We start from the raw sequence: 25,077 nt of genomic DNA on the forward strand, positions 1-25,077 counted from the left end.
GGACCTCCGCCGCGCCGGCTGGAGCGGCGCCGTTCACCAGAGATGCGCCCATGATGAAGGCGGGGACGCCTACGAGCCGGACACGGCGAACCTGCCAAGCGGCTCCGCGAACCGGTGCGGCACAACGCTGAACAATCTCGCTCATGAGAGATGAAATCCTTCGTCGGGGGATGCGGGGAGCCGACGACACGGCATCGCATGGGCGAAAGAACGGGCGCGTACGCGGGCATACGGGCGCCACATGGCCTCCCTCGTTGCCAATGTCCCGCGCCTCCCCCTCTTCGGGCACGCCCGGCGGACGGACGCCATCTGCTCCTTCCTAGGAGACCCGCCGGCCGACCGGCGATAACGGAAATATGGGGATGGGCGGGCACTCCGCAGCGAAGCTGTGAGCGGTTCGCCACCTGCGTCGCCGGAACGCGAGCGTTCATGGGGAGCAGGATGGAGGACAGCGTCGGCCTCGACAGGGGTACCGGACATCACCGGTACCGGCGATGTCCGAACTCGCTCATGAGAACGAGGAGAAAGAAGAGAAATCGGTCGCACCGGCGATGCGCCAGACGGCAGGCGATCACTACGGTGGTGCACCGTCCGATCGACTAGCTCCTACATGGAGATTTGCCGTGAAACCGACCCTGGCCTGTCTCACCCTCGCTGCCGCCATGGCGGTCACGTCTTCGACCGCCGTGCCTTCGGCTGCCGCCCACGCGGCCACGCCGGCCAAGGCCCGCACGCTCACCCAGGCGCCCACGCCCACCTCCCCCGCCCACAAGGGCTACCAGTCGGTGCCCGCCGGGTTCGAGGACGCCATCCCCTACGGCGAGGGCCACGTGGTGGACATGACCGACTCCAGCGTCACCTCCACTTGGGCCTCGGGCGACCTTATCTCGACGGTGGCGGACCTGGAGAGATTCGTCAAGGCGCTGTTCTCCGGCAAGGTCGTGCAGCCTGCGCAGCTCGAAGCGATGTTCACCGTCCCCGGCGTGATGATGCACGACGAGTGCGGCAACCAGCCGGCTATATACACCTCTGGCCTGAGCCGGATGGTGCTGCCCGGCGGGATCGTCGCTTACGGCAAGACCGGCGCCCGTTACGGGTACGCGGCCGGCGTGGGGGCCACCCGCGACCTGAGCAGGACGCTGGTCTACTCCGTCAACTCCACCGACGCCAAGGCCTCCGGTCAGAACCAGCGCACCCTGGGCATCGCGCTGGCCGCCTTCTCCTGACCTTCCCCCTACGACCTGGTGGCCTTGACCCACGTCCCACATCACGTCCGCACACAGCCACCGTGCCTCCTGGGCGCGCACCTGGTCGGCTGCGAGCAGGGAAGGCGTGGGCAGGGAAGGCGTGGGCAGAGTCCGAGGTGGTGTTCACCCGGAGGCTCGGCGAGCCGCCGCGGGAGGAGTTTATTTCCCAGCGAATTCGAGATCCTCGTGCGCCGGGTCGGCCTGCCATCCATCCGATTCCACGATCTCCGCCACTGCTTGGCGACCTTCGGACTGGCGACCGGTGTGGATATGAAGGAGATCTCGGCGATGCTCGGGCATTCGCGTCACAGCTTCACCGCAGATACCTACGCCTCAGTGCTGCCCGAGCCGACTCAGGCAGCCGCTGAGGCGACCGTGGCGATCAGCCCACGTCGGTCACGGAGGACAGGTTCCTGACCGGATGGTCCGGCAATGGTCTGCCGGACCACGCGTGGATCACCTCCGCACCTGGCGCGCCCTGCAGGATTCGAACCTGCGACCGTCGGATTAGAAGTCCGATGCTCTCTCCAGCTGAGCTAAGGGCGCTCTCGCCTAATTGTGCATGATCCTGGGAGTGAATACGTATCCGGATTCGGTTGGCGTGTCTCACACCCCTGTCGGGAACGGGGGTGTACCAAACCTGACCGGGGCGGATGCGGCGGGAGGCCATGAGAACTTTGCCATGTATTTCCCGATTGTGACAGAAGGGTCTCGCCTGTCGATCAGGATGAGCGCCCCACATGATGTCGTACGGCGCGGTCGCGTCCATGGGCGGGAGCCGTACGCGCCGTTCGGCGGTCTCGGGCGAGGCTGTCTCCGGGCCGGTCCGATACTTGTCGCCGTCAAGGGAATCTATGGGCGGGTCGCGCGCGGCCTTGGCCCATGGCTTGGGGCCTTCGGGAAGCCGGGACGGAGTCCGTACGGTGGTCCCGATGATCCCCGAGGTGGCGATATGTGTACGGCCGGGCCGGTGGGGGCCGTGGCGGGGACCGACGGCAGGGGAGGGCGCACGGGCGGTACGGCTATCGCGATAAGGATGGATCTGCCCTTCAACGTGCTTGTAAGGGTAGTTATCCACCTGCTTGGATACCAGTATCCGTTGTCCCTGTGACCGGTTGATATTTGTCTTCACTGCCCCCCGAAATCGCTCCCACTCCGGTAATCTGCGGTCGCATGGTCGGCGCGACACTGCAACGTGATCTCTGTTCCACGAGTCATGAAGGCCGAGCGGAGATCCCTCTGACCGGGGGCGACGTGACCGAGGGCGTTGTCCGGGTCGGAGCCACGGTCCGCAGGCCCGCGCGCGCCTCGACCGGAGCCGTGCACGCGCTGCTGCGCCACCTCGCGGCGGAGGGGTTCACGCAGGCCCCGCGCGTGTTGGGGGTCGATGAGCTGGGCCGTGAGGTGCTCACCTACGTGGAGGGCGAGACGGTCTCGCGTCCGCTGCGGCCCCACGTGGTGGGGGAGGAGTCGTTGGCAGCCCTCGCGGAGCTGCTGCGGCGGCTGCACGATGCCACGGAGGGGTTCGTTCCGCCCCGCGACGCGGTGTGGGAGAAGGGCTCGAACGACGACGCCGACCCTGAAGTCATCGGCCATTGCGACATAACCCCGGAGAACGTGATTTTTCGCGACTGGCTGCCTTATGCGCTGATCGATTTTGACCTGGCCAGACCCACGACCCGCCTCTTCGACGTCGTCACCACGCTGAGACACTGGGCGCCCCTCGCCGACCCCGTCGACCGCGACCCGCTCCAGCGCTCGCTCGACGTCCCGGCCAGGGTGCGCCTTTTCTGCGACGCGTACGGCATGAGCCCCCGTGACCGCCGTCGCCTCACCGAGGTCGCCCGCCTCCGCTTCACCCGCGCCTACGCCTCCATGCGCGAACGCGCCGAGACCCACGGCGGCGGCTGGGCCCGCATGTGGGCCCAGGGCGCGGGAGAGCGCCTCCGCCGCGCCTCCGCCTGGCTCGACGAGCACGAGGAAACCCTGCACGCCCACCTCGTCTGACCTGCCCAGTCCGCCACCGCACCGCACCGGGGCGGCGCGGGTCCCCCCCGGGGACACCCCCGCCTGGCCCCGTCCCGTGAACCGCGCACCCCTCCCTGCGGTACCCTCAGGTCCCATGACGGCCGCGCCCCCGCCTCCCGAGCCCCGTGCAGTGGGCTTCGCGGGCTGGGTGAGGTGCGCCGCGCCGACTTCCCGCGCCCTGGGCTCGGCGGCTTCGCGCCTGCCCGCTCCCCGCGCCCTCGGCCTGCTCGCCGGGGTCGCGCTCGACGCCGTCTTCGCCGACCCGCGCAGGGGCCACCCCGTCGCGCTGTTCGGCCGGGCCGCCGCTGCCCTCGAACGTCGGCTTTACGGCGACGCCAAGGCTTACGGCGTGGCCCACACGGCCCTGTGCGTGGGCGCCGTCGCCGTGGTCGGGGTGGCCGCCGAACGGGCCACCCGCCGCAGCCCCCTGGCCCGCGCGGCCGTGACCGCCGCCGCGACCTGGGCGGTCCTCGGCGGCACCAGCCTCGCCCGGGAGGGCGTGGCCATGGCCGAGGCGTTGGAGGCCGACGACCTCCCGCGGGCCCGGGCCAGGCTGTCCCACCTGTGCGGCCGCGATCCGTCGGAGCTGGAGGCCGCCGAGCTGGCGCGGGCCACCGTGGAGTCGGTCGCCGAGAACACCTCCGACGCCGTGGTCGCCCCGCTGCTGTGGGGGGCGGTGGCCGGCGTGCCGGGCCTGCTCGCCTACCGCGCGGTCAACACCTTGGACGCGATGGTGGGGCACCGCTCGCCGCGCTACGAGCGGTTCGGGTGGGCCGCCGCCCGCCTCGACGACGCGGCCAACCTTGTGCCGGCGCGGGCCGCTGGAGCTCTTGCCGTGCTTGCGTCGCCGCTGGTCGGCGGCTCGCCGCGGCGCACGGCGCGGGTGCTGGCGCGCGACGGCCACCGGCATCCGAGCCCCAACGCGGGTCGCTGCGAGTCGGCGTTCGCCGGGGCGCTCGGGGTGACGCTCGGCGGCGTCAACGTGTACGGCTCGCGCGTCGAGCACCGCCCCGAGATGGGCGACGGCCGCAAGCCCGATGTCTCCGACATCCGCAGATCGGTGCGGCTGGCCAGAGCCGTCTCCCTGGCCGCGGCCGGCGTGGCCGCCGCCGTCGCCATGAGATCCACCGCGGGATCCGCTGTGAGATCCGCCATGAGATCTGCCATGAGATTCGCCGTGAGATCGAACTGCCGCTGACGCGGTGTGACACCGGCGTAGGCCGGTGACATCGTGGCCATTGGGCCATGAAAGAGTCTCGACGCTATCGAAACACGACAAGGTAGGCGTTCATGGGCAACCCCAGGGGTGCATTGCTGGTGGCGGGCACGACCTCCGACGCGGGCAAAAGCATCGTCACCGCCGGGATCTGCCGGTGGCTCGCACGTCAAGGAGTGCGCGTCGCGCCGTACAAGGCGCAGAACATGTCGCTCAACTCCTTCGTGACCAGCGACGGCGCCGAGATCGGCCGCGCCCAGGCCATGCAGGCCCGCGCCGCCGGCATCGAACCCACCGCCGACATGAACCCCATCCTCCTCAAACCCGGTAGCGACCGGCGCAGCCAGGTCGTCGTCCTGGGAAGGCCGCTCGCCGACGTCGACGCCATGGAGTACTACGAGGTCAAAGACCGGTTGCGGGAGATCGCGCTGGCCTCGCTCGCCCGCCTGCGCGACGACTACGACATCGTCGTCTGCGAGGGCGCCGGCAGCCCCACCGAGATCAACCTCCGCCGCGGCGACATCGCCAACATGGGCCTGGCCCGCGACGCCGGGCTCCCCGTGATCGTCGTCGGCGACATCGACCGGGGCGGAGTGTTCGCCGCCCTGCACGGCACCGTGGCCCTGCTCGACGCGGCCGACCAGGCGCTGATCAGCGGGTTCGTCATCAACAAGTTCCGGGGCGCGCCCGAGCTCCTCGCCCCCGGGCTCGACATGATCCGCGCCGCCACCGGCCGCGCGGTCTACGGCGTCCTGCCCTGGCTCGACGGACTCTGGCTGGACGTGGAGGACTCCCTCGCGCTGGAGAGCCGCCCGGCCTCGGCCGGGCTCGCGCCGTACGGCAGGCAGACCTTGCGCGTCGCGGTCGTACGGCTTCCGCGCATCTCCAACTTCACCGACCTCGACGCCCTGGCCGGCGAGCCGGGGGTGCTCGTCAGGTTCGTCACCTCGCCCGCCGAGCTCGACGACGCCGACCTCGTCGTCCTTCCCGGTTCCAAGGCCACTCTCGCCGACCTCGCCTGGCTGCGGCGCACCGGCCTCGCCGGCGCCGTCGCCGACCGGGCCGCGCGCGGGCGGCCGGTGCTCGGCGTCTGCGGCGGATACCAGATGCTCACGCGCAGCATTCACGACACCGTCGAATCCCCCGACAGTCCCGACCCCGTCGACGGTCTCGGGCTGCTGCCCGCCACCGTGGTGTTCAAGCCGGACAAGACTCTCGGGAGACCCGTCGGTGAGGCGTACGGCCGGCGGGTGGCGGCCTACGAGATCAGGCATGGCGTCGTCACCCTCGACGACGGCGCGGAGCCGTTCCTCGACGGGTGCCGCGCCGGGGCCGTCTGGGGCACCACCTGGCACGGAGCGCTGGAGAACGATGACTTCCGCCGCGCCTTCCTGAGCGACGTCGCCGCGGTCGCCGGCCGCGACTTCACCCCGGCCCCCGGCACCGACTTCGCCGCCGAGCGCGAACGCCGCCTCGACGCCCTCGGCGACCTGGTCGAACACCACCTCGACACCGAGGCCCTGCTGCGCCTCATCACCGAGGGCACGCCGCAGGGCCTCCCGGTCCTGCCGCCGGCGGGCATGCTCATCCATTAAATACGGAAATATCCCCGAAACCCCAATCAAGGGGATGGGTTCGTGTTCACGAATTCCGCGCTGATATCGCCCTGGTCCGGTGGCTGTGACGGCAAAAGGCGAGTATTAGTAGGGCCGGGGGCAGGACGTGATTATGGCGAGTTGGGCGGCGGGTTGAAGGGAGCAGCCGCCTCGCTCCCCGGATGTCCCTGATCGGCGAGGGCGGCATTGAGGGCAGGGCCGGCCACATCGGTGGCCGCGGCGGCGAAGGCCAGCACGGGGAACACCATTTTCCCCGGCACCTGGTAAACACCGCGCTCCGGCTGGTGGATCAGGCCCACCCCCGACAGCGTCTTCAGATGGTGGTAGAGCTGCCCCGGAGACGACAGGCCGAGCTCGCTCTGCAGTTCGGCGATGGGGCGCGGGCCCCGGATCAGGATCCGCAGGATCTCGAACCGCGCCGGATGGCCGGCGGCCGCGAGGACGGCCGCGAGCGGCGCGGCGGGCAGGCTGAGCAGCACCGACGGGCTGCGCGCCATCTGCCAGCTCCACTCATAGCCCGAGATCTTGACTTCGCCGCCATAGGCCACGAGCCCGGAGTCGTCGGGGGCCTGTGGCATGCCCGCCTGCATGCCCGCCTGCTTGACCGCCGCGGCCTCAAGTGCCGCGACCCGGGCTTCCAGGGCCTTCAGCTGCTCTTCCGTGGTGGGCAGGGCGCAACCTCACTTCGAAACCGCGCGTCCTCGCCGATCTAGGCGGAGACAGGCGCTAAACGGATCAACCACTGCTGGTGAGCATAGCTCTACCCGAACTGCTCCGGGTCATCGTTCTCCCGCAACCCGTCATATCGGCTTGGGATGAATCTGCCCGATGAGACCGGGAAGACGCGTGCGGCATAGCAGGATGAGAATCGATTCTCGGCGCGTTTGAAAAGCGCTATAAGAAGCGTATGGAAACAGTGCCACACCGGCTTGATGCCAGAAACGGCAGAAGGGGGTTTTGTGTGAGTACCCGTGTTCCGCTAAGGATTTTCGGATTTGTGCTATTTGCGGCTTCCGTGATCCTGTCGGGCTGCGGTGAGACGGAGCTGAGACGGTGGGACTGCGAGGCGGTGGCCCACGATGTCGCCGAGCTCCGCAAGGCGGTGGCTCCGATATTGGAAGACAGAGCACCCTCGATCTCGTCGATGAACGACTGCTATTCAGGCGGCGGAGGATGGCTTCACATCGAACTCCCGCCCGAGACGTCGGTCGCCTCCGTGCTGGCGGACTTTAAGAAGAACGCATGGGTCGACGCCCGCACCTCGGACGTGCGGGGCTATCTCCCTGATGGCGGAAGGGGAGCCAAGAAGCGGTTTGGAGAACTCTCCATCGTCGTCGCGCTCGAAAAGGAATCCCCGGGGCAGAAGCTCCTGGGGAAGGCGTTCTACATCGACTAGAGCGGACCCGCTGCCAGTCCGTGCGAGAGCGCCCCCGCCCTTCTCACTCGGGTGAGAAGGGCGGGGGCGCTCGCCGCTACAGGGGTCGTCGTCACAGAGTCCGTCGTGCTCTGTCGATCACCTCTTCGGCGGTGAGAGGGCTTTGAGGGTGGTGGGTGAGACACATCGGCGTCTGCACCTGGAGGAAGGGGTTGCCTTCGAGCGCGGAATAGAACCGGCCGGGGGCGAGACGCGAGATGTGCGGTACGGCACCGCCCTTCGCACGGGCCATCTCCTTGGCGGCGTTGATCTGAATGGGACTGTTCAACAGGCCGAAGAACTGCGTGGCGGCGTTCCCGGGAATACGGTTGTGCAGCCCCTTGGGGGCCTGGGTGGCGAAGACGAGCCCGAGGCCGTATTTCCTGGCCTGCGAGGCGAGGGCCAGCGTGCTGTGGGTGCAGGCCGTCATGGCGCCCGACGGGGCGAAGGTCTGCGCCTCGTCCATGACGAACAGGCCGCCGAGCGGACGGTGGCCCGCCGGGTGGCGTTTGATCCAGGCGAACAACGCCATCTGGAGTTGGTTGACGAAACTCTGCCGCTGCTCGTCGGTGGGGAGCCCGGCGAGGTTGATCACCGACACGCGAGCCTTTTTGCCCGGGGGAGGGGTGAGCAGGTGGGCGGGGTCCACCGGGGTGCCCTCCCCGCCGAACAGCGGGTCGTTCACCATGGCGGCGGTGAGGGTCTGGGCGAGGTCGGCCCCGATTTTCTCGGCGTTGCCGAGTTCGCTCACGCCGTACGGCAGGGCGGCGAGCACCTGGACGAGACCCTTGAGCGTGGTGCCGCCGCGCAGGCCGCAATAGCGGAGCGCCTCACGGAGCACGGCCTGGCCCCACTGGGCTTTGGCCGTACGCCCGTCGAGTTTGATCCGCGGCACTATGGAGGCGACGGCCACCTCCACCGCCTCGTTGAATTCATCGGCGTCGTCCACGACACCGGAGAAATCGGGGAGGGGCTGGAAACTGAGGGGGCGTCCGGCGCTTCGGCGGGGAGTCCAGATGACGACGTCGGTCTCGGCGACATAGCGTTCCGCCTTGGCCTGGTCCTGCGCGTTCCAGTACGGCGGAGCCGACGGCCACGGGTCCCCGAGACGCGCGAGGTCGTTGTTGGGGTCGAGCACGATGGCCGAGACGCCGTGAAGTGCGCATTCCTCGATGAGGCGGCGGATCAGAACGGTCTTTCCCGAGCCCGACCCGGCGAAGATCGCGACGTGTTTTCTGAGAGCCTCCAGCTCGATGGTGACGGATGTGTCGCCGATGATGGTCTTGCCGATGGTGACCGACGGCGTGATGCCCGTGTCGGGCATCGTCGGCGGGAACGTGGCGTGGGCGGCGGGCCGCGACGGCACGAACGCCGGGGCGGTCGGCACATAGCTCGGCGCCGGCGTCCCCCCGCCGTCGGGGCTGTCCTGCTCCTCGACGGGCGCGTCCCGCGTTTCTCGCTCACGGTCGTCCGTGTCGGTGATATCCGGCGTGTCCTCGTAGACCTCGCCGGGCACGATCCGCGCCTCCCGCAGCGCCTCCCTGAGCAGCGTCACCTCGCGGGTGGGCCGCCGCTCCGCGAGCCACTCCGCCAGGCCCGGCGGGTTGTCCGCGAGTAGATCGCGCAGCGCGGCCAGCACCGCGAGGTCGGAGGGGGCGACAGGCAATACGGTGCCGCCCGAATGCTCGAACGCCGCGATCACCTCCTGCGTTCGCGGCCCGTGCGACCAGGCCGCATTGCGCAGGAGGAAGAGCCGCCGCTTGGACACCCCGGCGTTCAGACCCGCCGTGACGCAGGCGGCGCGGACGCGGTGTAGCGCGGCGTTCGCGTTGTCCGTGGAGATGGCGCGGAACGCCCAGTGCGCCTCATCTTCCGTGGCTTCGTCGAGGCTGCGGCGGAGCCTCGCGTGCAGGGCAGGCTTCGCGCTCGGGGCCGGGTCCTGGGTGAAGACCCGCCCGGCGTCGCCCTGCTCCATGATCCAGGCCGTGAGCCCGGCTGCCAGCAGCCCGGGCATCGTGGCGTCCTCCCCGGCGGGCGTGAGGGCGTCCAGGACATCCGCCGTCTCACGAAATTTCGTGAAACGCTCGTCGATGGCCGCCAAGTCAGCCGTGGGTACGGCTTGCGCCCCCGTCCCTGACGGCTCCCCGCCGTCCGACCCCTCGCCCTGATGCGCCGCCTCAACCCATTCCTGGCCGTTGCGTGAGCTTTCCGCCCATGAGCGGAAGGCCGCCAGATTTCCGCCCGCGCCGGTGGCGGCGAAAGAGGCCGTCCCCGAGGGGGTGCCCGCGCCGGAGCCGGAACCCCCGCCCCCCTCCCCGGCGGGCAACCGGGCCGGGAACACGGGCGACGCGCCTCCTGCGGGCGTGGGGTCGCTCAGGCTCTCCAGTTCCCTGACCGTCCCCTCGGCCAGACACGCCTGGATATGAGCGTCGATCTTGATGAGGAGCTGGCGGGGAGTGAACCCTGGAGCCCCCGCGAAGGCCGAGGGTTTCACCGGCCACGTCGGATACGGGGGAGTCACCCCGAGCTCCTGGAACCTCGCCGAGAACCTTCGCTCGATCAAGGAGATCGCGCTCTGGACATCGGGGATCGTCATCAGCTGGGCGGCCTGCCGGAACCGGTCCGGCACGCTGTCCGTCGCGGTCTTCTCGATCAACATCCAGGCGACCGGCAGGCAGGTGACGACGAGCAGCGTGCGCCGCGTGACCTCACGCAGGGTCATCAACCCTCCGGCGACCTGCTCCACCATGAGGCTCTCGGCCGGATCGGCGGGCTGGACGGCCTCAGTGAGGATCGTGGACTGCGCCAGCAGCGTGTCGATCTGGTCGACGGCGATAACCGAAGGTCCGGTCAGCGCAAGCAGGCGGGACAGGTCCTTCACGATCTCCTGCGGGGACTTGGGCGCCTGCCGTATGCCCCACGCGGCCCGCTCGCCCGGATCCTCGTCGGCGAGGGAGGACAAATAAGTGGAACCGATATCCTGCAACCCGAGGTCGGACGAGGCGAGCAGCACCAGGGCACGCGCGGTGTGCTGCACCTCATGGCCGATGTGCCGGTCGTGGTGGCGCAGAGCCTTGATGAAGTTGTCGAGAGCCTCGCGCGTCAGAGGTGAACTACCGAGGATGGAACGGCGCACCATGCGGGATACGGCGATCAGCGACGACAGCCGATCCAGGAAAACGGTGAGCTGGGTTCTCCCGTCGTCCTGTTCACGTGCCAGCCCGTCGAGCATGGACACGACGATGCTCTCCCAGAAGTTCCTGGCATCGAGGAGACCGACGAGGAAGAAGTAGCCTTCCTCACGCTGGACCTCTTGACGCGCCCATCCGAGGAAATGAGTCTTCCCGGTGCCGCGCTGCCCCTGGATCACCATGCCGATGGGGCTCGCATCGCGGCTTTCCCGCGCCTCGGCAAGGCCGCCGCGCAACAGCCTGCCGGTCTCCCGGTGCAGTTCCTCCACATAGTAAGAAGAGGGACGCCACACGTCGTCGGGGACAACGGCCCAGTTGAACTTGAGCGCGGATAGGGCGTTCACATCCGGCGTCGTCACAGCGCACCGATCCACAGCAGATGCTTGTCCTGGTCGCCGATGTTCACCGCGGCCTCCCGCTGAACCGCGGTGAGGATCTTCTGATTGGACTGCGGAACGAGATTCACGTCGGGGGCGCGTTCCAACTGCACTAGCGCCCGATCCACCTCGGCTTTCGTCGCGTCCCCGAGAAGGGGCCTCAGAGAGCCGAGATCAACCCACTGCCCGTATTCTCCGGCGAGTTCGAGATAGGCCGCGCGGATCCGCGTTTCGAGCCCTTCCACCGGCGTGCCGACATGGACATGGGCCGCCGCGTCGAGCTCCGCTTCCGGCGCGTCCACGTCGGTGTCGTCGCTATCGTTCGGTTGGAAAACGTCGGCGAGTCTGAAGTCGTCGCGTCTCAGAAAACCGCGCAGCCCGGTGACCAGCGCTCGGACCATCGCCCCCGACGACCCGGTGCCCACCGGCAGCGTGCCCTCGCGGATCTCCTCGCCCATGCGAGCCCATCCGGCGTCGGTCAGCACGTGGACGAACGCCCGCCGCTCCTTCCAACTGTCCACGAGCTTCATGTCGTTCATGCGCAGACGGCTCTTGCCGTCGAGCGTCACGCCGTACAGGGTTTTAAGCTCGGGATTGGATATCTCCCGGGCTTCCGCCATCAGAACCACAAGAACCGCAGCCTCAGGCAGCCGTAGGGCATTGTCAGACATCGCCTATCCTTCCGGTTTTCCAAGACGGCGGAGCCGCAACAACCGTTCGATCTGGTGCACCACGATTTCGATATCGGTGAGCACCTGCTCATTGGTGAAGCGCAGGACGACGTGGTCGTCCAGGTGAAGCCGTACATCCCGTCGCCGATCCGCCGCGTATTTCGGCGGCGCGCAGTGGTCGGGCCCGTCGACTTCGACGACGCAGCGTTCCGCCGCCCACATGAGGTCGACGCGGATGGGCTCGGCGAGCGGGTGCGGCAGATAGGTCTGGTTCCACGCCCGCCCCGCCGCCCAGCGGCGGGGCAGCAGGGCCGCCTCCAACGCCTGCTCGGCGGCGCTCGCGGGATGCGGCGCTCCCGCGACGGGTGGAAAGAGGGGCGGATGGAGGGGCGGCATCAAGTCCGCGGAGGGCTTCTCCTCAACCGCGGTGTTCCCCGAGCCCGAAGTGAGCGTGGCGAGGGTGACCGTCAGGACGCGGTCCACGGTGGTAAGCGGCGCCCCCGTGAGCCACACGCCGAGCCCTCCATGGCGGGCCAACCATTCACACCCCGCGACGAGGTGTTCTTCCGAGCTGGGCGACAGCCCTCCCGGCACATGGACAAGGGCCGACGCGTGTGAACGCCCGAAGCCGGCGGCGAGCACGCGGGCGAGGCCGACGGCCCGCACTTCGAGGGGAAAACGTGGTGTGCGCCATGCCGTACGGCGCAACGCCCGTTCGGCGAGGTCCGCCAGGAAGGGGCTGAAGTGGCCGTTCCGGCGGGCCGTACGGGTCGCGGCGGCGCGCACCGCCGCGACCCCGGCCCCGCCGGGGCCGGAAATGCCCCGCGCATCGGGCAGCCAGGCTGGGAACAGGTCGAACGCCGCCTCCTCCAACCCGTGGAGCAGCGCCGTGACCGTGTCCAGGGGGGAGCGGGGCGCGCCGACGGCGCACGTGACGACGGCCGGGAGCCCGTCCGGCGGTACGGCGGGAACGCCGTGAAGGCACACGACACGGCCCATTGGCAGTTCCGCCCACGACCGCGCCACGCCGTACCCCAGTTTTCGAATCCTTGACCATTGCCGAGGCTATACGCGGGCGCGGGAACAACGCAGGTGTTTTGGAGGAAGCCGCGAAGATTGTCCAATCACGAGCATTCCTCCCGTTCAGACCGGCCGGCAGGTGATTATGAGCTCCACGCGCAATGTGGAGCTCATCCGCCGTGAAATCCGCGGGTGCCTGTTCAGCGAGGCGCGGTGAGCGCCGCTTTGACCTTGGCGAAGTAGGTGGGGTCGGTGGCGAGGCGGAGCAGGAACAGTTGGTGGGCGTAGCTTGTCACGGCCGATGCCCACGTGGAGGCCGACATGTCGCGCATGGCCAGCACGATGGTGCGGGCCCGGCCCTTGCCCTTCGGGATGTAGTAAGCCGCCTCGGACAGCACTCCGGGGAACATGCCACCCTTAGTGCCCAGGGCCGCGATTTTCGGGTGCTGGAATCCATTGCGCATCGGCCACTCGAGGTGCTTTCGGGCCAGCGCGGACGCCTCCGCCGAGACATATTTGTTTCGGGCGATGGCATTGATCAACTTTGCCACCGTCCTGGGCTGGGCCAGGGTCACCGTATTGGCCCAGGCCGCCTGGGTGGCGAAGTCGGGAAGCGTGGGTGGCGTGGTGTTGCCTCCTTTGGCCACGTGGTCGGCGAGGCACTGGTCCGCGGTCTTCTGGCAGCCCGCCATACGCAGTGATTCGCCGTTGATGGTGTTGACCTGTCGCGGCGCGGGGCCGCCTCCGGTCTTGGCCGCGGCGATCAGGGCGCGTTCCCCGAGGCGGTGCCGGAGGTAGTCGGTTGAGGCGTTGTCGCTTTCGATGATCATTGCGGAGACGAGTTGATCGATCGTGACCGTCGTGCCGGGCTTGAGGCGTTTGACGGCGTTGTCGTAGGCGCCCCCGTCAGTGCCGGGCAGGTGGTAGGCCTTCCACGTGGCCATGGGCACCTTCTCCTCCGGATCGATCGTGCCCTTGTGGACCGCCGTCACATAGGCGGCCAGGTGGAAGAGCTTGAAGGTGGAGGCGAACGGGAATTCCTTGGTGCTGTTGTGGTTCAGCCCGGGGCGAGCGACGAGGGAAACCTTGTCCTTGTTCGCAGCGAGGTAGGCGAGCACGTCCTCGGGCGTCTTGATCTCCGGCTCGGAGGCCGTCGTGGAGGCCGGTCTGAAGGTCGACCCGGAGAGTGACGTGGAGATCGCCTCGGTGGCCGACCGGGAGGACGCGGAGGCCGGAAGGGCGGTGGATGCCGCGGCGACGCTCAGGATGGCGGAAAGCGAGAGGACTGCGATGCGTGACATGGCCATACACTACTCGAAAATCCGGAATTCCGGAGAAGTGAAATATTGTGGCATCTGCCACCCCGCCCAGGCCGGCGGACAGATCAGGGGATGAGCAGCGATTTGCCCGTCGTGCGGCGGGCTTCGAGGTCTTCGTGGGCGCGGCGGGCGTCGGCGAGGGGGTGGCGCTGGAAGATGTTGACCTTGAGGTCGCCGGAGGCGAGCCAGGTGAACAGGTCGGCGGCGCGGGAGACGAGTTCCTCGCGGGTGGCGACGTAGTGGACCAGTGTGGGCCGGGTGAGGAACAGGGAGCCGCCGGCGTTGAGCACCTGGGGGTCGACCGGGGGCACGGGGCCGCTGGCCTGGCCGTACAGCGCGAGCAGCCCGCGGGGGCGCAGTGAGGCGAGGCTGCCGTCGAAGGTCGCGGCGCCGACGCCGTCGTAGACCACGTCGACCCCGGAGCCGGTGAGCGCGCGCACGGCGTCGGCGAATCCCTCGTAGCGCAGCACTTCGTCGGCGCCGGCCTCGCGCGAGAGCCGTTCCTTGTCGTCGGTGGAGACGGTGGTGATGACGCGCGCGCCGCGCAGTTTGGCCATCTGGGTGAGAAGCTGCCCCATGCCGCCCGCTCCGGCGTGGATGAGGATGGTGTCGCCCGGCCGGATCTGGTGCGTGGAGTGGGAGAGGTAGTGCGCCGTCATGCCCTGGAGCATGACGGCGGCGGCCACGTCGAGGTCGACGCCCTCGGGTACGGCGACGGCCTGCGAGGCCGGCACCACCGCCTTCTCGGCGTAGGCGCCGAGCGGCCCGGCCCACGCCACCCGGGCGCCCGGGCTCACCTCGGTGACCCCTTCGCCGACGGCCTCGACGATGCCCGCGCCCTCGGTGCCGGGCGTGAACGGCGTCGGCAGCGGATAGCGCCCCATGCGGTGGTAGATGTCGATGAAGTTGACGCCGGCCGCGGCGACGTCGACGAGCAGTTCGCCGGGTCCGGGCGCGGGGGTGGGGACCTCACGCTCCTGCAGGGCCTCGGGGCCGCCGGGGGTGGAGACGACGATGGCGCGCATGGGAACGGCTCCTTTGGCGGGACACGAGAAACAGCGGGACGTGGGAAAGTTGATCGTACAGCGGGGTCAGGGCGGCGGCTGGGGCCCGTGCATGGTGAAGTTGTCAAACGATGTCTTGAGTTTGGCGTTCGTCTTCTGCCCGACCCGGACGACGATGCCGACGTTGCCCGGCTTGAGCGGGTTGTCGTCGTCCACTTCTTGCACGCGTGAGCCGTTCACCCACATGGCCAGGTGCATCGCACCGTCGACCTGGTCGCATTCCGCCTGGATCCGCGTGTTGTGCGTGTGGTCGATCTTGACGGCGATCGGCGCGCCCAGGTCCATACCCCGGCCCTCCACGACCCTGCGCACCCGTGCCTGGCCTTTCGTGTCGAGCAGGAACTCGTAGCGCGTCACCTTGTTGTCCGGTGCGCCTGCGCAGAACAGCCCGTATTCTCCGTTGCCGACGGGCGTGCCGCGGAGCGAGGTGTCGACGCCGAGAAGCAGATGACCCGGCACGGTCGGCACGGCCGGGGCGGGAGTGGCGAACGGCTGCGGGGTGGCCGACTGCACGGCGACGTACGGAATGGGGGCTTCCTCACTGGCGGAGGCTTTCTGCTGCCCGTTGACGTCGATGGCGTAGAAACCGCCTGGAGCGTATCCGTTCGCCGCGTAGATATACGACGCGTCGTAGGTGCCTCCGGCCCAGCCGGTGCCGCTCTGGGTGAAGTCATCGTGGAAGAGCAGTTTGAGGTCGTCCGGAGGCCCGCCACCGGACGTCAGCGCGTAGGCGCCGACGGCGCCGACGGCGGCCACTACCCCGGTGACGGCGGCGGCCACCGCGAACAGCCGCCGACGGGGCTTCACGGGCCTTGCCGGAGGTGCCGCCGCCGGCGGCCACGGCGGCGGTACGGCCTGCGCCGCGGCCGGCGTTCCCCCGGTCCACGGCCTGGTCGGCGCCTGCGTGTCGCCTCCGTGCCGCCCGTCCGCGGCCACCGCGGTCGACGGCTCGAAGGGGGCGGTCCGCCCCACGAGGTGGTCGAGGAGCTGCTGGGCCGTGGGCCGCGCCGCAGGGTCCTTGGACAGCGCCCTCGCCACGGGCTCGCGCAGCCCCGGGTCCAGCCCCTCAAGCACCGGCTCGGTGTTGAGCACCTGGTGGAGCACGGAAGGGATGGCCTCGCCGTTGAACACGTGGTGTCCGGAGGCGGCGAAGGCGACCAGGCACCCCCAGGAGAACACGTCGCACGCGGGCGTGATCGGCTCGCCCCGCAGCACCTCGGGAGCCATGTAGCGGGGTGTGCCGATGATCTCGCCGGTGGCGGTGACGCCGCCCAGGGTGTCCAGGGCGCGGGCGATGCCGAAGTCGATCACGCGCGGGCCGACGGGGGAGAGGAGCACGTTGGACGGCTTCAGATCGCGGTGGATCACCCCGGCCCCGTGGATCGCGGTCAAGGCGGTCGCCACGCCGACCGCGAGCGCGTCGAGGTTGGAGCCGCGCAGCGGGCCGAACTGGTTGATCGACTCCTCAAGGTTCAGGCCGGGCACGTATTCCGTCACGACGTAGAGCTGGTCGCCGTCGAGCGCGGCTTCGAGGACCGCCGCCGTGCAGAAGGGCCGTACCCGCCGCGCCGCGTCGGCCTCCCGCCGGAAGCGGGTGCGGAACTGCTCATGCTGGCCGTACTCCGCATTGATCACCTTGATGGCGATCCTCTGACCTGAGGCGTCCTCACCGAGGTAGACCGTTCCCATGCCGCCGCGGCCCAGTCTGCCGAGCAGCCGATAGCGCCCGATCGAAGGGGGATCACCAGGACCGAGGTTGTTCACGCATTCGCCTTACCGCTAAGCCTTTACTGCTGTTTTGCGAGAGATCAGCCTATCCAGCAAATGCACGCGCAGCCCTGGATGTCCCCAGCCTGGAGGCGTGCCGGTGGGCCGCGTCGACTTGCGTTCATGAGGCCGCTGAACATATGTTCGAGATATCACCTGACCTTCCCCCGGGTGGCCCTAACCGCCAAGCCGCAAGGGGGGAGACAAGCCTTGAGCAGACTTTACGGCGACCCGATCGAGGTCTGGACCAGAGACGGAGAGCCCGCCCAGTTCGTCTGGCGCGACCGGCTCTACTCGGTCCGCGCCGTCGTCGACCGATGGGTCGTCGCCAGGGAGTGGTGGAAGACCAGCGAGACCGACCCCGGCGAGCGCCGCTTCTGGCGGGTCCAGGCCGGCCCGGGCCGCGTGGTCGGCACCTATGAGCTGAGGTTCGACACCGCGAGCGCGGGGTGGCTCCTCCTGCGGGCGTGGGACTGATGGCCGGGCCGTTCCCGCACCTGCACGTGAGCTCGGCCTACTCGCTGCGCTACGGCACGGCCTTCCCCGACGCCCTGGTGGAGCGGGCCTTCGAGCACGGCATGGACATCCTCGCCCTGACCGACCGCGACGGCCTCTACGGCGCGGTCAAGCACGCCAAGGCGTGCATGGACGCCGGGGTGCGCCCGGTGTTCGGCGTCGACCTCGCGCTCGCCGGGGCCGGGCCCCGGCGGGGCCGCGGGCCCGCCTTGGGCGCGGGCGCGGGCGACAGGGTCGTCGTGCTGGCCCGGGGGAGCGCGGGGTGGCCGAGGCTCTCCCGCCTGGTCACCGCGGCCCACCACGCGGGGGAGCGCGGCGAGCCCCGGGTGACCCGCGAGCTGGTCGCCGCCTCCGGGGCCGGCGGCCTCGCCGTCCTGCTCGGGCCGCGTTCCGATGTCGGCCGCGCCGTCGCCGCCCGCCACGACGACCTCGCCTTGTCGCTGCTCGCCGCCTGGCGGGCGGCGGCGCCGGGCGTGGTGATCGAGGTGGTCGACCGCTTCGGCTACCGCGAGACGGCCGACGCCGCCCGCATGGTGGCCTTGGCCGACGCCGCGGGGGTGCCCGCCGTGCTCACCAACGCGGTGCGCCACCTCGACCCCTCGGACTACCAGGTCGGCGACGTGCTGGACGCGGCCAGGCGGCTCGTCCCGCTGCACCCGCGCGCCGTGGAGCCCTCCGGGGCGCACGCCTACTTCAAGAGCCCCAAGGAGATGGCGCTCGTCGCCGAGCGGGTGTGCGGCGAGGGGGAGCGGGCCCGGCGGCTGCTCGCCGACACCCGGGGGCTCGCCGAGGAGTGCGCCGCCGACCCGAGGACCTTGCTCGCGCTCAGGAACGATCCGCCGCTGCTGCACCTGCCGGAGGTCGGCGGGGACGCGGTGCCGCTGCTGCGCCGGCGCTGCGAGGACGGGTTGCTTGAGCGGGGTTTGGACCGTTCCAAGCAGGCGCGTGAGCGGCTCGCCGAGGAGCTGGACATCATCGAGCGCAGACAGCTGTCCGGATATTTCGTGACCGTCTCTGACATCACCGCGATGATCAAGGACATGGGGGTGCGCTGCGCCATCCGGGGCTCCGGCGCCGGCAGCCTCGTCAACCACCTCATCGGCATCGGCGCCGTCAACCCCCTCGACCACGGCCTGCTGATGGAGCGCTTCCTGTCCGAAGGCCGCGTCGGCCTCCCCGACATCGACGTGGACGTCGAATCCGCCCGCCGCCTCGACTGCTACCGCGCGATCTACGAGCGGTACGGCGAAAGCCGCGTGGCCTGCGTCTCGATGATGGAGACCTACCGCGCCCGCAGCGCCATCCGCGACGTCGGCTCCGCCATGGGGCTGCCGCCCCACGAGATCGACGCCATCGCCAAGGCGTTCCCCCACATCCGCGCCAGGCAGATCCGGGCCGCCCTCGGCGACCTGCCCGAACTGCGCGGCAGCGGCCTCGGCGACGGCACCCTCGAACGGGTCTTCCGGCTCGCCGAACGCCTCGACGGGCTGCCGCGGCACATCGCCCTGCACCCCTGCGGCGTGCTCATCGGCAACTCCGGCCTGCGCGACCGCACCCCGGTCGAACGCAGCATGCTGGAATTCCCGATGTCGCAGTTCGACAAGGACGACGTCGAAGAGGCCGGCCTGCTCAAACTCGACGTCCTCGGCGTGCGCATGCAGTCGACCCTGGCCTACGCCCTCGACGAAGTGCGGCGCGTCGACGGGCTCGCCGTCGACCTCGACACCGTGCCCCCCGACGACGCCGCGACCTACGACATGATCTGCGCGGGCCGCACCCTCGGCTGCTTCCAGATCGAATCCCCCGGCCAGCGCGAACTCGTGGCCAAACTCGAACCGCGCACCATGCACGACCTGATCGTGGACATCTCCCTGTTCCGCCCCGGACCGGTCAACTCCGACATGGTCACGCCCTACCTGGAGACGCGCCACGGATGGCGCAAGCCGTACTACCCCCACCCGGACCTCCGGGAGGCGCTCACCGAGACCCACGGGGTCGTCGTCTTCCACGAGCAGGTGCTCAAGGTCGTCGACGTCATGACCGGGTGCGGGCTGTCGGAGGCGGAGAAGATCCGCAGGACGCTGGGCACCCCCGCCGGGCGCGAGCTGGTCAAAGCCTGGTGGGACCGGCACGTGCTGCCGGAGTTCGACCGGGAGACGGCGGAGAAGGCATGGCATGTGCTCGACGCCTTCGGCGCGTTCGGCTTCTGCAAGGCCCACGCCGCGGCCTTCGCCCTCCCCACCTACCAGTCGGCCTGGCTCAAACGCCACCACCCCGCCGCCTTCTTCGCCGGAGTGCTCGCCCACGACCCCGGCATGTATCCTTCGCGCGTCATCGTCGACGAGGCCCGGCAGTGCGGCGTCACCATCCTGCCTCTCGACGTCAACCGCTCGGGCGCGCAGTGGCGGGTCGAACGGCTCGCCGCCGCCGACCGCGCGCCCGAGGCCGGCCCCGCCCCCGCGGGCTTCGACATCGGGCGGATCGGGCTGGGCTACGGCCTGCGCGTGCCGTTCTCCGCGGTCAAAGGCATCAGCGACGCCGAAGTCGCACGCGCCGTCGCCGGCCGGCCGTACTCCTCCTTGGCCGACTTCTGGGACCGCGCCCGCCCCGCCCGCCCCACGGCCGAACGCATCGTCCAGACCGGCGGCCTCGACACCCTGTACGGCTTGCGCCCCGGCACCGGCTCCCGCTGGCGCCCCGGCCACCTCACCAGGCGCGACCTCATCGCCCAGGTCGGGGCACTTGAGCGCGGATCCGCCACGGGGGTGGCCAAGGGGGCCGGTGCCGTACAGCTTCCGCTGGGCTTCACCGAGCACATCACGCCCGGCGAACTCCCCGAGATGACCGACAGCGAGATGGTCGAGGCCGAACTGGAGATCCTCGGCATCGACATCAGCCGCCACATCATGGCCTTCTACGACGAACTCCTCGACGCCATCGGCGTCGTGCGCTCCAGGGACATCCTCGCGCAGCGCAACGGCGCCGAGATCCTCGTCGCCGGCGTCAAGGTCGCCACCCAGACCCCCGCCGTGCGCTCCGGCCGGCGTGTCATCTTCACCACCCTCGACGACTCCACCGGGCCCGTCGACCTCACCTTCTTCGAGTCCGTCCAGCCCCACTGCGCCGCCACCGTCTTCGGCTCCTGGCTGCTCGTCGCCCGAGGCGCCATCCGCCGCACCGGCGCCCGCGCCGTCTCCCTGCGCGCCCTGGACTGCTGGAACCTCGTCGACCTCGACACCACCTGGCGCACCGTCGGCCTGCCCGCCGTCCAGGCCGCCCTCGCCGCCCTCCCCGCCCCCGGCGGTCGCGTCGGCGGCGAACCCATCGAATACGCCAACGGCTACACCCTCTCCCCCTACGCCGACATCGGCCCGCCCCCCGGCGCCACCACCCCACCCCGCCGCCTCTGGCACGCCAGCCCCGGCAGCAGCGGCCCCACCCGCGCCGCCTGAGCCGGTCCGCCATGTAGGTACGGCCAGGGCCCGGTAAACGGCTCGTGACCACCACGGGACGCCAGAATTTCCCCGCGCTTTTCGCGCGGAGCGGCAGGCGAAAGGGACGGGTGGCCGGTCGCTTACGTGTTCTCCCCGGCGTCACGAGAGGTGCCGGAGGACGAGCCCCGGGTGTAGAGCGTGAGGCGCACAATGCCGAACGCGCGGGCGGGGCCGGGGCGGAACTGCTTGTGCAAGGCGACCAGCCGTTCGTCGCTCGCGTAGCGGGGGCCGATGTAGGGGGACACCAGCCACACGCGGTCGACGCCGCGGAGCGCGGCGGTGAGCTCCGGGCCGGTGCGCGGGGTGGGGGAGCCGGGGGCGTGGGTGGCGTCGGGCAGATGCGTGTACGGCCCGCCGTAGATCGCGGCGAACAGGCGGTAGCGCTGGGGCACGAACAGCACATGGTCGCCGGGCCGCCGGTCGGCGCGGAGCGCCGCCGTCAAGGCGCGCAGGTCGTCGGGGCGGCTGTCGGGCTCCCGGAGGGCGAGGTGCGGTCCGGCGGACAGCCCGACGAGCGCCGCCAGCGCGACCGCCGGTACGGCGGGGCGCCACCGGGGGGCCAGACCCGCCAGCCAGGCGATCCCGATCCCTGCCGCCACCGCGAGGCCCGGCACTGCGAACAGCACGTAACGCGAGTGGTAGACGGGCTCCACCTGCGAGATCGCCCACGACAGCACCACCGGCAGGAAGGCCCACGCCGCCACGCCGGGCGTGCGCCGGGCCGCCCACGCCCCGACCGCCGCCAGCCCGAAGACGAGTACGGCACCGCCCACGCTCCCGGCCACCTCCAACGGAAACGCGGCCAGGTCCCCGATCCCCGGCTGCTTCAGCCAGAAGAGCTGTGTGTCCCGCTGGCCCGCCGCGATGGCCACTAAAGGCAGCAGAGCCACCCCCGCCCCGGCGACCGCCGCCATCCAGGGAAGGACCCGCCGCCCCGCCGCCACCCCGTGCGCGGGAACGAGCAGCAGCGCATAGAGGTGCATCCACCCCAGCAGCGCCACACTTCCGCCGTAGGCCGCCCACCACAGGCCCCGCCGATCACGCTGATCCCGCCGGTCCAGCGCCTCGGCGAGCAGCCACGTCGCGAGTACGGCGACGCCCGACACCAGCGCGTACCCTCTGGCCTCCTGCCCGTAGCGCGAGACGATCGGCAGCAGCGCGTAGATCAGGCCGGCCGAGACCCCGGCCAGGGTGCCCGCCCACCGCCGCGCCAGCAGGGCCACGCCGTACGCCGTCGCCGCCATCCCCAGCACCGACGGGAGCCGCAGCCACAGCTCGACGGGTTCGCCCAGGGCGGCGAACGGCCTGAGCAGCACGTAGTACAGCGCGTGGACCATGTCGATCTGCCCGAACAGGTGCCGCAGGTCGGCCCACGACATCCGTGCCGCCATGCCGCTCACCGACTCGTCCCGCCAGAGCGACGGCGAGGTGATTCCGTACAGCCCCACCACGGCCGCCACCAGCGCAGGCGCGATCGTGGCGGCAGCCGTACCGCTCGACCGTGTTTTCATGGGGGCCCCTCCCCGGTCGTGAACCCCACCGATACTCCCGAACCTCAGCAACCCGGGCAAAATCCAACGTGCGGGGCGCCCGGCAGGGAGACGGGTACGGCGGGTGCGCACGCTCCCGACGCACGCGTTCGACGGGGCTTCATGCGGGAGCGCGGTCCCTACGGCCGCGCATCCTCCACCTGCGGGCTGTGCCCGCCGCGCCATTCGACCAGCAGCACGGTGGCGTCGTCGCTGAGCCGCCCGTCGTGGTAGTCCAGAACGCTGCGGATCAGGCGGCGCAGCCTCTCGGGGGTGGGAAGGACGTCGACATCCCGCTTGATGACGAAATCCACGAAACGCTGCAGGCCGAACTCCTTGCCCCACGCGTCCCGCGCCTCGGTGATGCCGTCGGTGTAGAGCAGCACCCGATCGCCGGGCTCGAGCTGCTCCCGGCAGAGCTCCACCGGGAGGTCCAGATCAAGGCCCATGGGGTGGCCCGGAGGACACTCCAACGTCGCGACCCAGCGCCCGCCCCGGATCACGACGGGAGGGTGGTGCCCGCGGTTGACCCAGGTGAAGACACCCGTGGTGAGGTCCAGGTGGGCCATGATCGCGGTGACGAACCGGGTGCCCTCCCCGAACTCCCTCAGCAGCACCCGCTCGACGGCGATGCTGTTGGCCACGAGATCGAGGCCCCGGCGGCGGTGGTTGCGGCTGGCGGCCATGGCGAGGTTGGACGTGAGCCCCGAGGACACGTCATGCCCCATGGCATCGAAGATCGCCACATGTACGGCGTCGCCGTCGATGGCATAGTCGAACGCGTCGCCGCCGATCTCATAGGCGGGCTCCAGGACCGCGCCGATCACCACCCGGGGGCAGGCGATCGTCAGCGGCGGCAGCATGTCCCACTGCATCTCCGCCGCGACGTTCATCGGCTGGCTCCGCACCAGCCGGGCGTAGGAGTCGCTGTAGGAACGCGCGCACACCACGATCATCGCCACGAGGCACGCCAGCAGCTCCCCGTGCTCGGCGGCACGCTCACCGGCCCCGCCCCGGACCCGCAGCACCCCGAGCCGCTCGTTGCCGTTCACGACCGGTACCCACCAGTGGTCGACGCGGCCCCCCGCGTCCTTCCCCGCCAGCACCCGGACCTCTTGGAACGCCCGCCCGGCCAACGTCGTGTCCACCGCCAGCTCGCCCGGCGCCCCCTCCCCGCCGGCCCCCGCCCGCCCCGCCAGCAGGCGCAGCACGTTCTCCTGCAGATCGGCCAGGTAGATCAGCACCGGGGCCAGACCGGCGTGCGCCGCATGCTCCTCGACGAGATCCGGCACCTGCTCCATCGACGCCACATGACTGGCAGCCAGCAACCCGGTCAGCATCCGCTCGACACCCGAAGGAGAACCCATCGCCGCCCCCTGTGTCGATCCCACCGGCGTAACCACACCGCACCCCGCCCCAGGCGGCCACCAGCCACGCGGGCGTTTCAGCAAGCCTTGACGCCCGTTGTCCCATCGATGACCCGCCCCGCCGACCGCGAACCGCCGCAGCTCAAGCGATCCGGGCGATGAGCTCATCCAGCGGGAAGAAGTAGCGGCCATGGGTCGAGAGAAGATCAGATCGACTCTTGGCCACGAGCACGACGATTTCGATGTCCGGTCGGCCTCTGAACTCCTTCTCAGCGCTGAAACGAGCCGCGAGAGCGTCGCGTCGACGGTCGAAGTGCTCCTCACGTAGGACCTGACCAGCCGCACGGTCATATATCACGAGGAGATTGGTCATTTATCAACCTTACCAATGTACGTTGTCTCCGGGACGGGCACGAGTCGGCCGATGAGCTCCTGAAGAAAAATCAGGTGACCGTGGACTTCCCTCCACATTTCATCGGCCTGTGTGCTGCCCGACCGTCCATCCGTGAGCTCTGCCTCCTCAAGAGTCTTGACGGATTCGCTCAGGGAGAGTGCAGCGGCCACCACGGATGCCCGAACCTCGTATTCTCGCGCGTGCGCGGCGGCATCGCGATCATCTTTGCAGACCGTCCAGCGCGTGGGAGGTTCGCCGTATCGGATGCCGCGCCCGACCCGGTCGGCGAGCTTCTCGAACATGTCGGCCCATTCATGTTGCCAATGGGTGCGCACCTGGATCTCGACCGGCGCCTCGTGAAGGTTCACGATGACGTGGACTGCGCGATAGCCGTGACTTGGATTTGTGCGACGGTCGACGAGCCGGAGTTCACGGCTTTCGGATGTAAACGCATTAACGATGCGGGCGATCGCATGGTTTTGAAGAGCTCGTCCCCCGGACAGTACGATTCGTGCCCCTGCGAGATCTTGAATGCTTTTCAGCAAAGATCCTCCGTGTCGTCTAAGCTTCTCAAGGATCGTGCCGGTGTTCTTGATTCGGCCGCTCGGCTGGAATCCGATGCCACGCACGGTTTCCATGGCGCTATCCAGGCTGTCGTCCTAGGCGAGTAGCAGGTCGTTCAGCAATGCGAGGTCGTCATCGCCCGGTCCGTGGGGATCGATGAGTCGCTTACCGAGTCGTTCGATCTGCGACTTGCTCAGAGGTAGAGGCATATGCCTCCTTTGAGTTGGCCGAGAGCCGGTGAGTGGGGCATGGGTGTTCGGAGGCCCCGCGCGCCGGGGAGCGG

General features: G+C 69.8%; 19 protein-coding genes and 1 tRNA gene. 8 read left to right on the forward strand and 12 right to left on the reverse strand.

Annotated elements, in window-relative coordinates:
- The first annotated feature begins 623 nt into the window (after positions 1-623).
- Complete coding sequence (locus tag BLQ73_RS03815; protein ID WP_093168269.1) at positions 624-1,226, forward strand: serine hydrolase; 603 nt, start codon at positions 624-626, stop codon at positions 1,224-1,226.
- 18 nt (positions 1,227-1,244) lie between these two features.
- On the forward strand, positions 1,245-1,664 hold the full coding sequence (locus BLQ73_RS34910) for a tyrosine-type recombinase/integrase (protein WP_420819989.1): 420 nt from the start codon (positions 1,245-1,247) through the stop codon (positions 1,662-1,664).
- Positions 1,665-1,716: 52 nt separating this feature from the next.
- On the opposite strand, the gene BLQ73_RS03825 is transcribed toward BLQ73_RS34910, so the two are convergent.
- A tRNA-Arg gene (locus tag BLQ73_RS03825) sits at positions 1,717-1,793 on the reverse strand.
- Positions 1,794-2,501: 708 nt separating this feature from the next.
- On the opposite strand from BLQ73_RS03825, the gene BLQ73_RS03830 reads away from it, so the two are divergent.
- From BLQ73_RS03830 to BLQ73_RS03840, 3 genes are all read left to right on the forward strand, one after another.
- Positions 2,502-3,254, forward strand: a complete 753-nt coding sequence (locus BLQ73_RS03830) for a phosphotransferase enzyme family protein (RefSeq protein ID WP_245690773.1) — start codon at positions 2,502-2,504, stop codon at positions 3,252-3,254.
- A 115-nt stretch (positions 3,255-3,369) separates the two neighbouring features.
- Positions 3,370-4,473 (forward strand): cobalamin biosynthesis protein, encoded by a 1,104-nt coding sequence (locus BLQ73_RS03835; RefSeq protein WP_093168272.1) that lies wholly within the window; start codon positions 3,370-3,372, stop codon positions 4,471-4,473.
- A gap of 92 nt (positions 4,474-4,565) precedes the next feature.
- On the forward strand, positions 4,566-6,086 hold the full coding sequence (locus BLQ73_RS03840) for a cobyric acid synthase (protein ID WP_093168273.1): 1,521 nt from the start codon (positions 4,566-4,568) through the stop codon (positions 6,084-6,086).
- Between the two features lie 131 nt (positions 6,087-6,217).
- Here BLQ73_RS03840 and BLQ73_RS03845 read toward each other — a convergent pair whose 3' ends face one another.
- The gene (locus BLQ73_RS03845; protein ID WP_093168274.1) at positions 6,218-6,697 is read right to left on the reverse strand and encodes a winged helix-turn-helix domain-containing protein; all 480 of its coding nucleotides are present in this window, start codon (positions 6,695-6,697) and stop codon (positions 6,218-6,220) included.
- 317 nt (positions 6,698-7,014) lie between these two features.
- Between BLQ73_RS03845 and BLQ73_RS03850 the strand changes: the two genes are divergently transcribed.
- Positions 7,015-7,503 carry a hypothetical protein gene (locus BLQ73_RS03850; RefSeq protein ID WP_176955263.1) on the forward strand — a complete coding sequence of 163 codons (489 nt, stop codon included), beginning with the start codon at positions 7,015-7,017 and terminating at the stop codon, positions 7,501-7,503.
- A gap of 91 nt (positions 7,504-7,594) precedes the next feature.
- Here BLQ73_RS03850 and BLQ73_RS03855 read toward each other — a convergent pair whose 3' ends face one another.
- From BLQ73_RS03855 to BLQ73_RS03880, 6 genes are all read right to left on the reverse strand, one after another.
- Complete coding sequence (locus BLQ73_RS03855; RefSeq protein WP_218125611.1) at positions 7,595-11,071, reverse strand: ATP-binding protein; 3,477 nt, start codon at positions 11,069-11,071, stop codon at positions 7,595-7,597.
- Entirely contained in the window at positions 11,068-11,760 is a 693-nt protein-coding gene (locus BLQ73_RS03860) for a hypothetical protein (RefSeq protein WP_143020110.1), read from the reverse strand. Before BLQ73_RS03860 ends, BLQ73_RS03855 begins: the two co-directional genes overlap by 4 nt.
- Before the next feature lie 3 nt (positions 11,761-11,763).
- Positions 11,764-12,759, reverse strand: coding sequence for an endonuclease domain-containing protein (locus BLQ73_RS03865; RefSeq protein ID WP_093168277.1), 996 nt, complete (start codon positions 12,757-12,759; stop codon positions 11,764-11,766).
- Positions 12,760-12,980: 221 nt separating this feature from the next.
- Positions 12,981-14,081 carry a serine hydrolase gene (locus tag BLQ73_RS03870; protein WP_143020111.1) on the reverse strand — a complete coding sequence of 367 codons (1,101 nt, stop codon included), beginning with the start codon at positions 14,079-14,081 and terminating at the stop codon, positions 12,981-12,983.
- A gap of 83 nt (positions 14,082-14,164) precedes the next feature.
- Positions 14,165-15,124: a quinone oxidoreductase family protein gene (locus BLQ73_RS03875; protein ID WP_093168279.1), complete on the reverse strand. Its 960-nt coding sequence runs from the start codon at positions 15,122-15,124 to the stop codon at positions 14,165-14,167.
- Positions 15,125-15,190: 66 nt separating this feature from the next.
- Positions 15,191-16,927 (reverse strand): serine/threonine-protein kinase, encoded by a 1,737-nt coding sequence (locus tag BLQ73_RS03880; protein WP_245690774.1) that lies wholly within the window; start codon positions 16,925-16,927, stop codon positions 15,191-15,193.
- A 213-nt stretch (positions 16,928-17,140) separates the two neighbouring features.
- Here BLQ73_RS03880 and BLQ73_RS03885 point away from each other — a divergent pair, with 213 nt between their 5' ends.
- Both BLQ73_RS03885 and BLQ73_RS03890 read left to right on the forward strand, forming a co-directional pair.
- Positions 17,141-17,407, forward strand: coding sequence for a DUF6504 family protein (locus BLQ73_RS03885; RefSeq protein WP_093168281.1), 267 nt, complete (start codon positions 17,141-17,143; stop codon positions 17,405-17,407).
- On the forward strand, positions 17,407-20,898 hold the full coding sequence (locus tag BLQ73_RS03890) for a DNA polymerase III subunit alpha (protein WP_093168283.1): 3,492 nt from the start codon (positions 17,407-17,409) through the stop codon (positions 20,896-20,898). Before BLQ73_RS03885 ends, BLQ73_RS03890 begins: the two co-directional genes overlap by 1 nt.
- Before the next feature lie 122 nt (positions 20,899-21,020).
- Here BLQ73_RS03890 and BLQ73_RS03895 read toward each other — a convergent pair whose 3' ends face one another.
- From BLQ73_RS03895 to BLQ73_RS03910, 4 genes are all read right to left on the reverse strand, one after another.
- A complete protein-coding gene (locus tag BLQ73_RS03895; protein WP_176955264.1) occupies positions 21,021-22,451 on the reverse strand; it encodes a glycosyltransferase family 39 protein in 1,431 nt (476 codons plus the stop codon).
- A gap of 158 nt (positions 22,452-22,609) precedes the next feature.
- Complete coding sequence (locus BLQ73_RS03900; protein WP_218125612.1) at positions 22,610-23,836, reverse strand: PP2C family protein-serine/threonine phosphatase; 1,227 nt, start codon at positions 23,834-23,836, stop codon at positions 22,610-22,612.
- 142 nt (positions 23,837-23,978) lie between these two features.
- Positions 23,979-24,209, reverse strand: coding sequence for a hypothetical protein (locus BLQ73_RS03905; protein ID WP_093168289.1), 231 nt, complete (start codon positions 24,207-24,209; stop codon positions 23,979-23,981).
- Positions 24,206-24,868 carry a nucleotidyltransferase family protein gene (locus BLQ73_RS03910; protein WP_093168291.1) on the reverse strand — a complete coding sequence of 221 codons (663 nt, stop codon included), beginning with the start codon at positions 24,866-24,868 and terminating at the stop codon, positions 24,206-24,208. Before BLQ73_RS03910 ends, BLQ73_RS03905 begins: the two co-directional genes overlap by 4 nt.
- Positions 24,869-25,077 lie beyond the last annotated feature (209 nt).

The sequence above is a fragment of the Sinosporangium album genome (assembly GCF_900100605.1).
In the GTDB taxonomy this organism is placed as follows: domain Bacteria; phylum Actinomycetota; class Actinomycetes; order Streptosporangiales; family Streptosporangiaceae; genus Sinosporangium; species Sinosporangium album.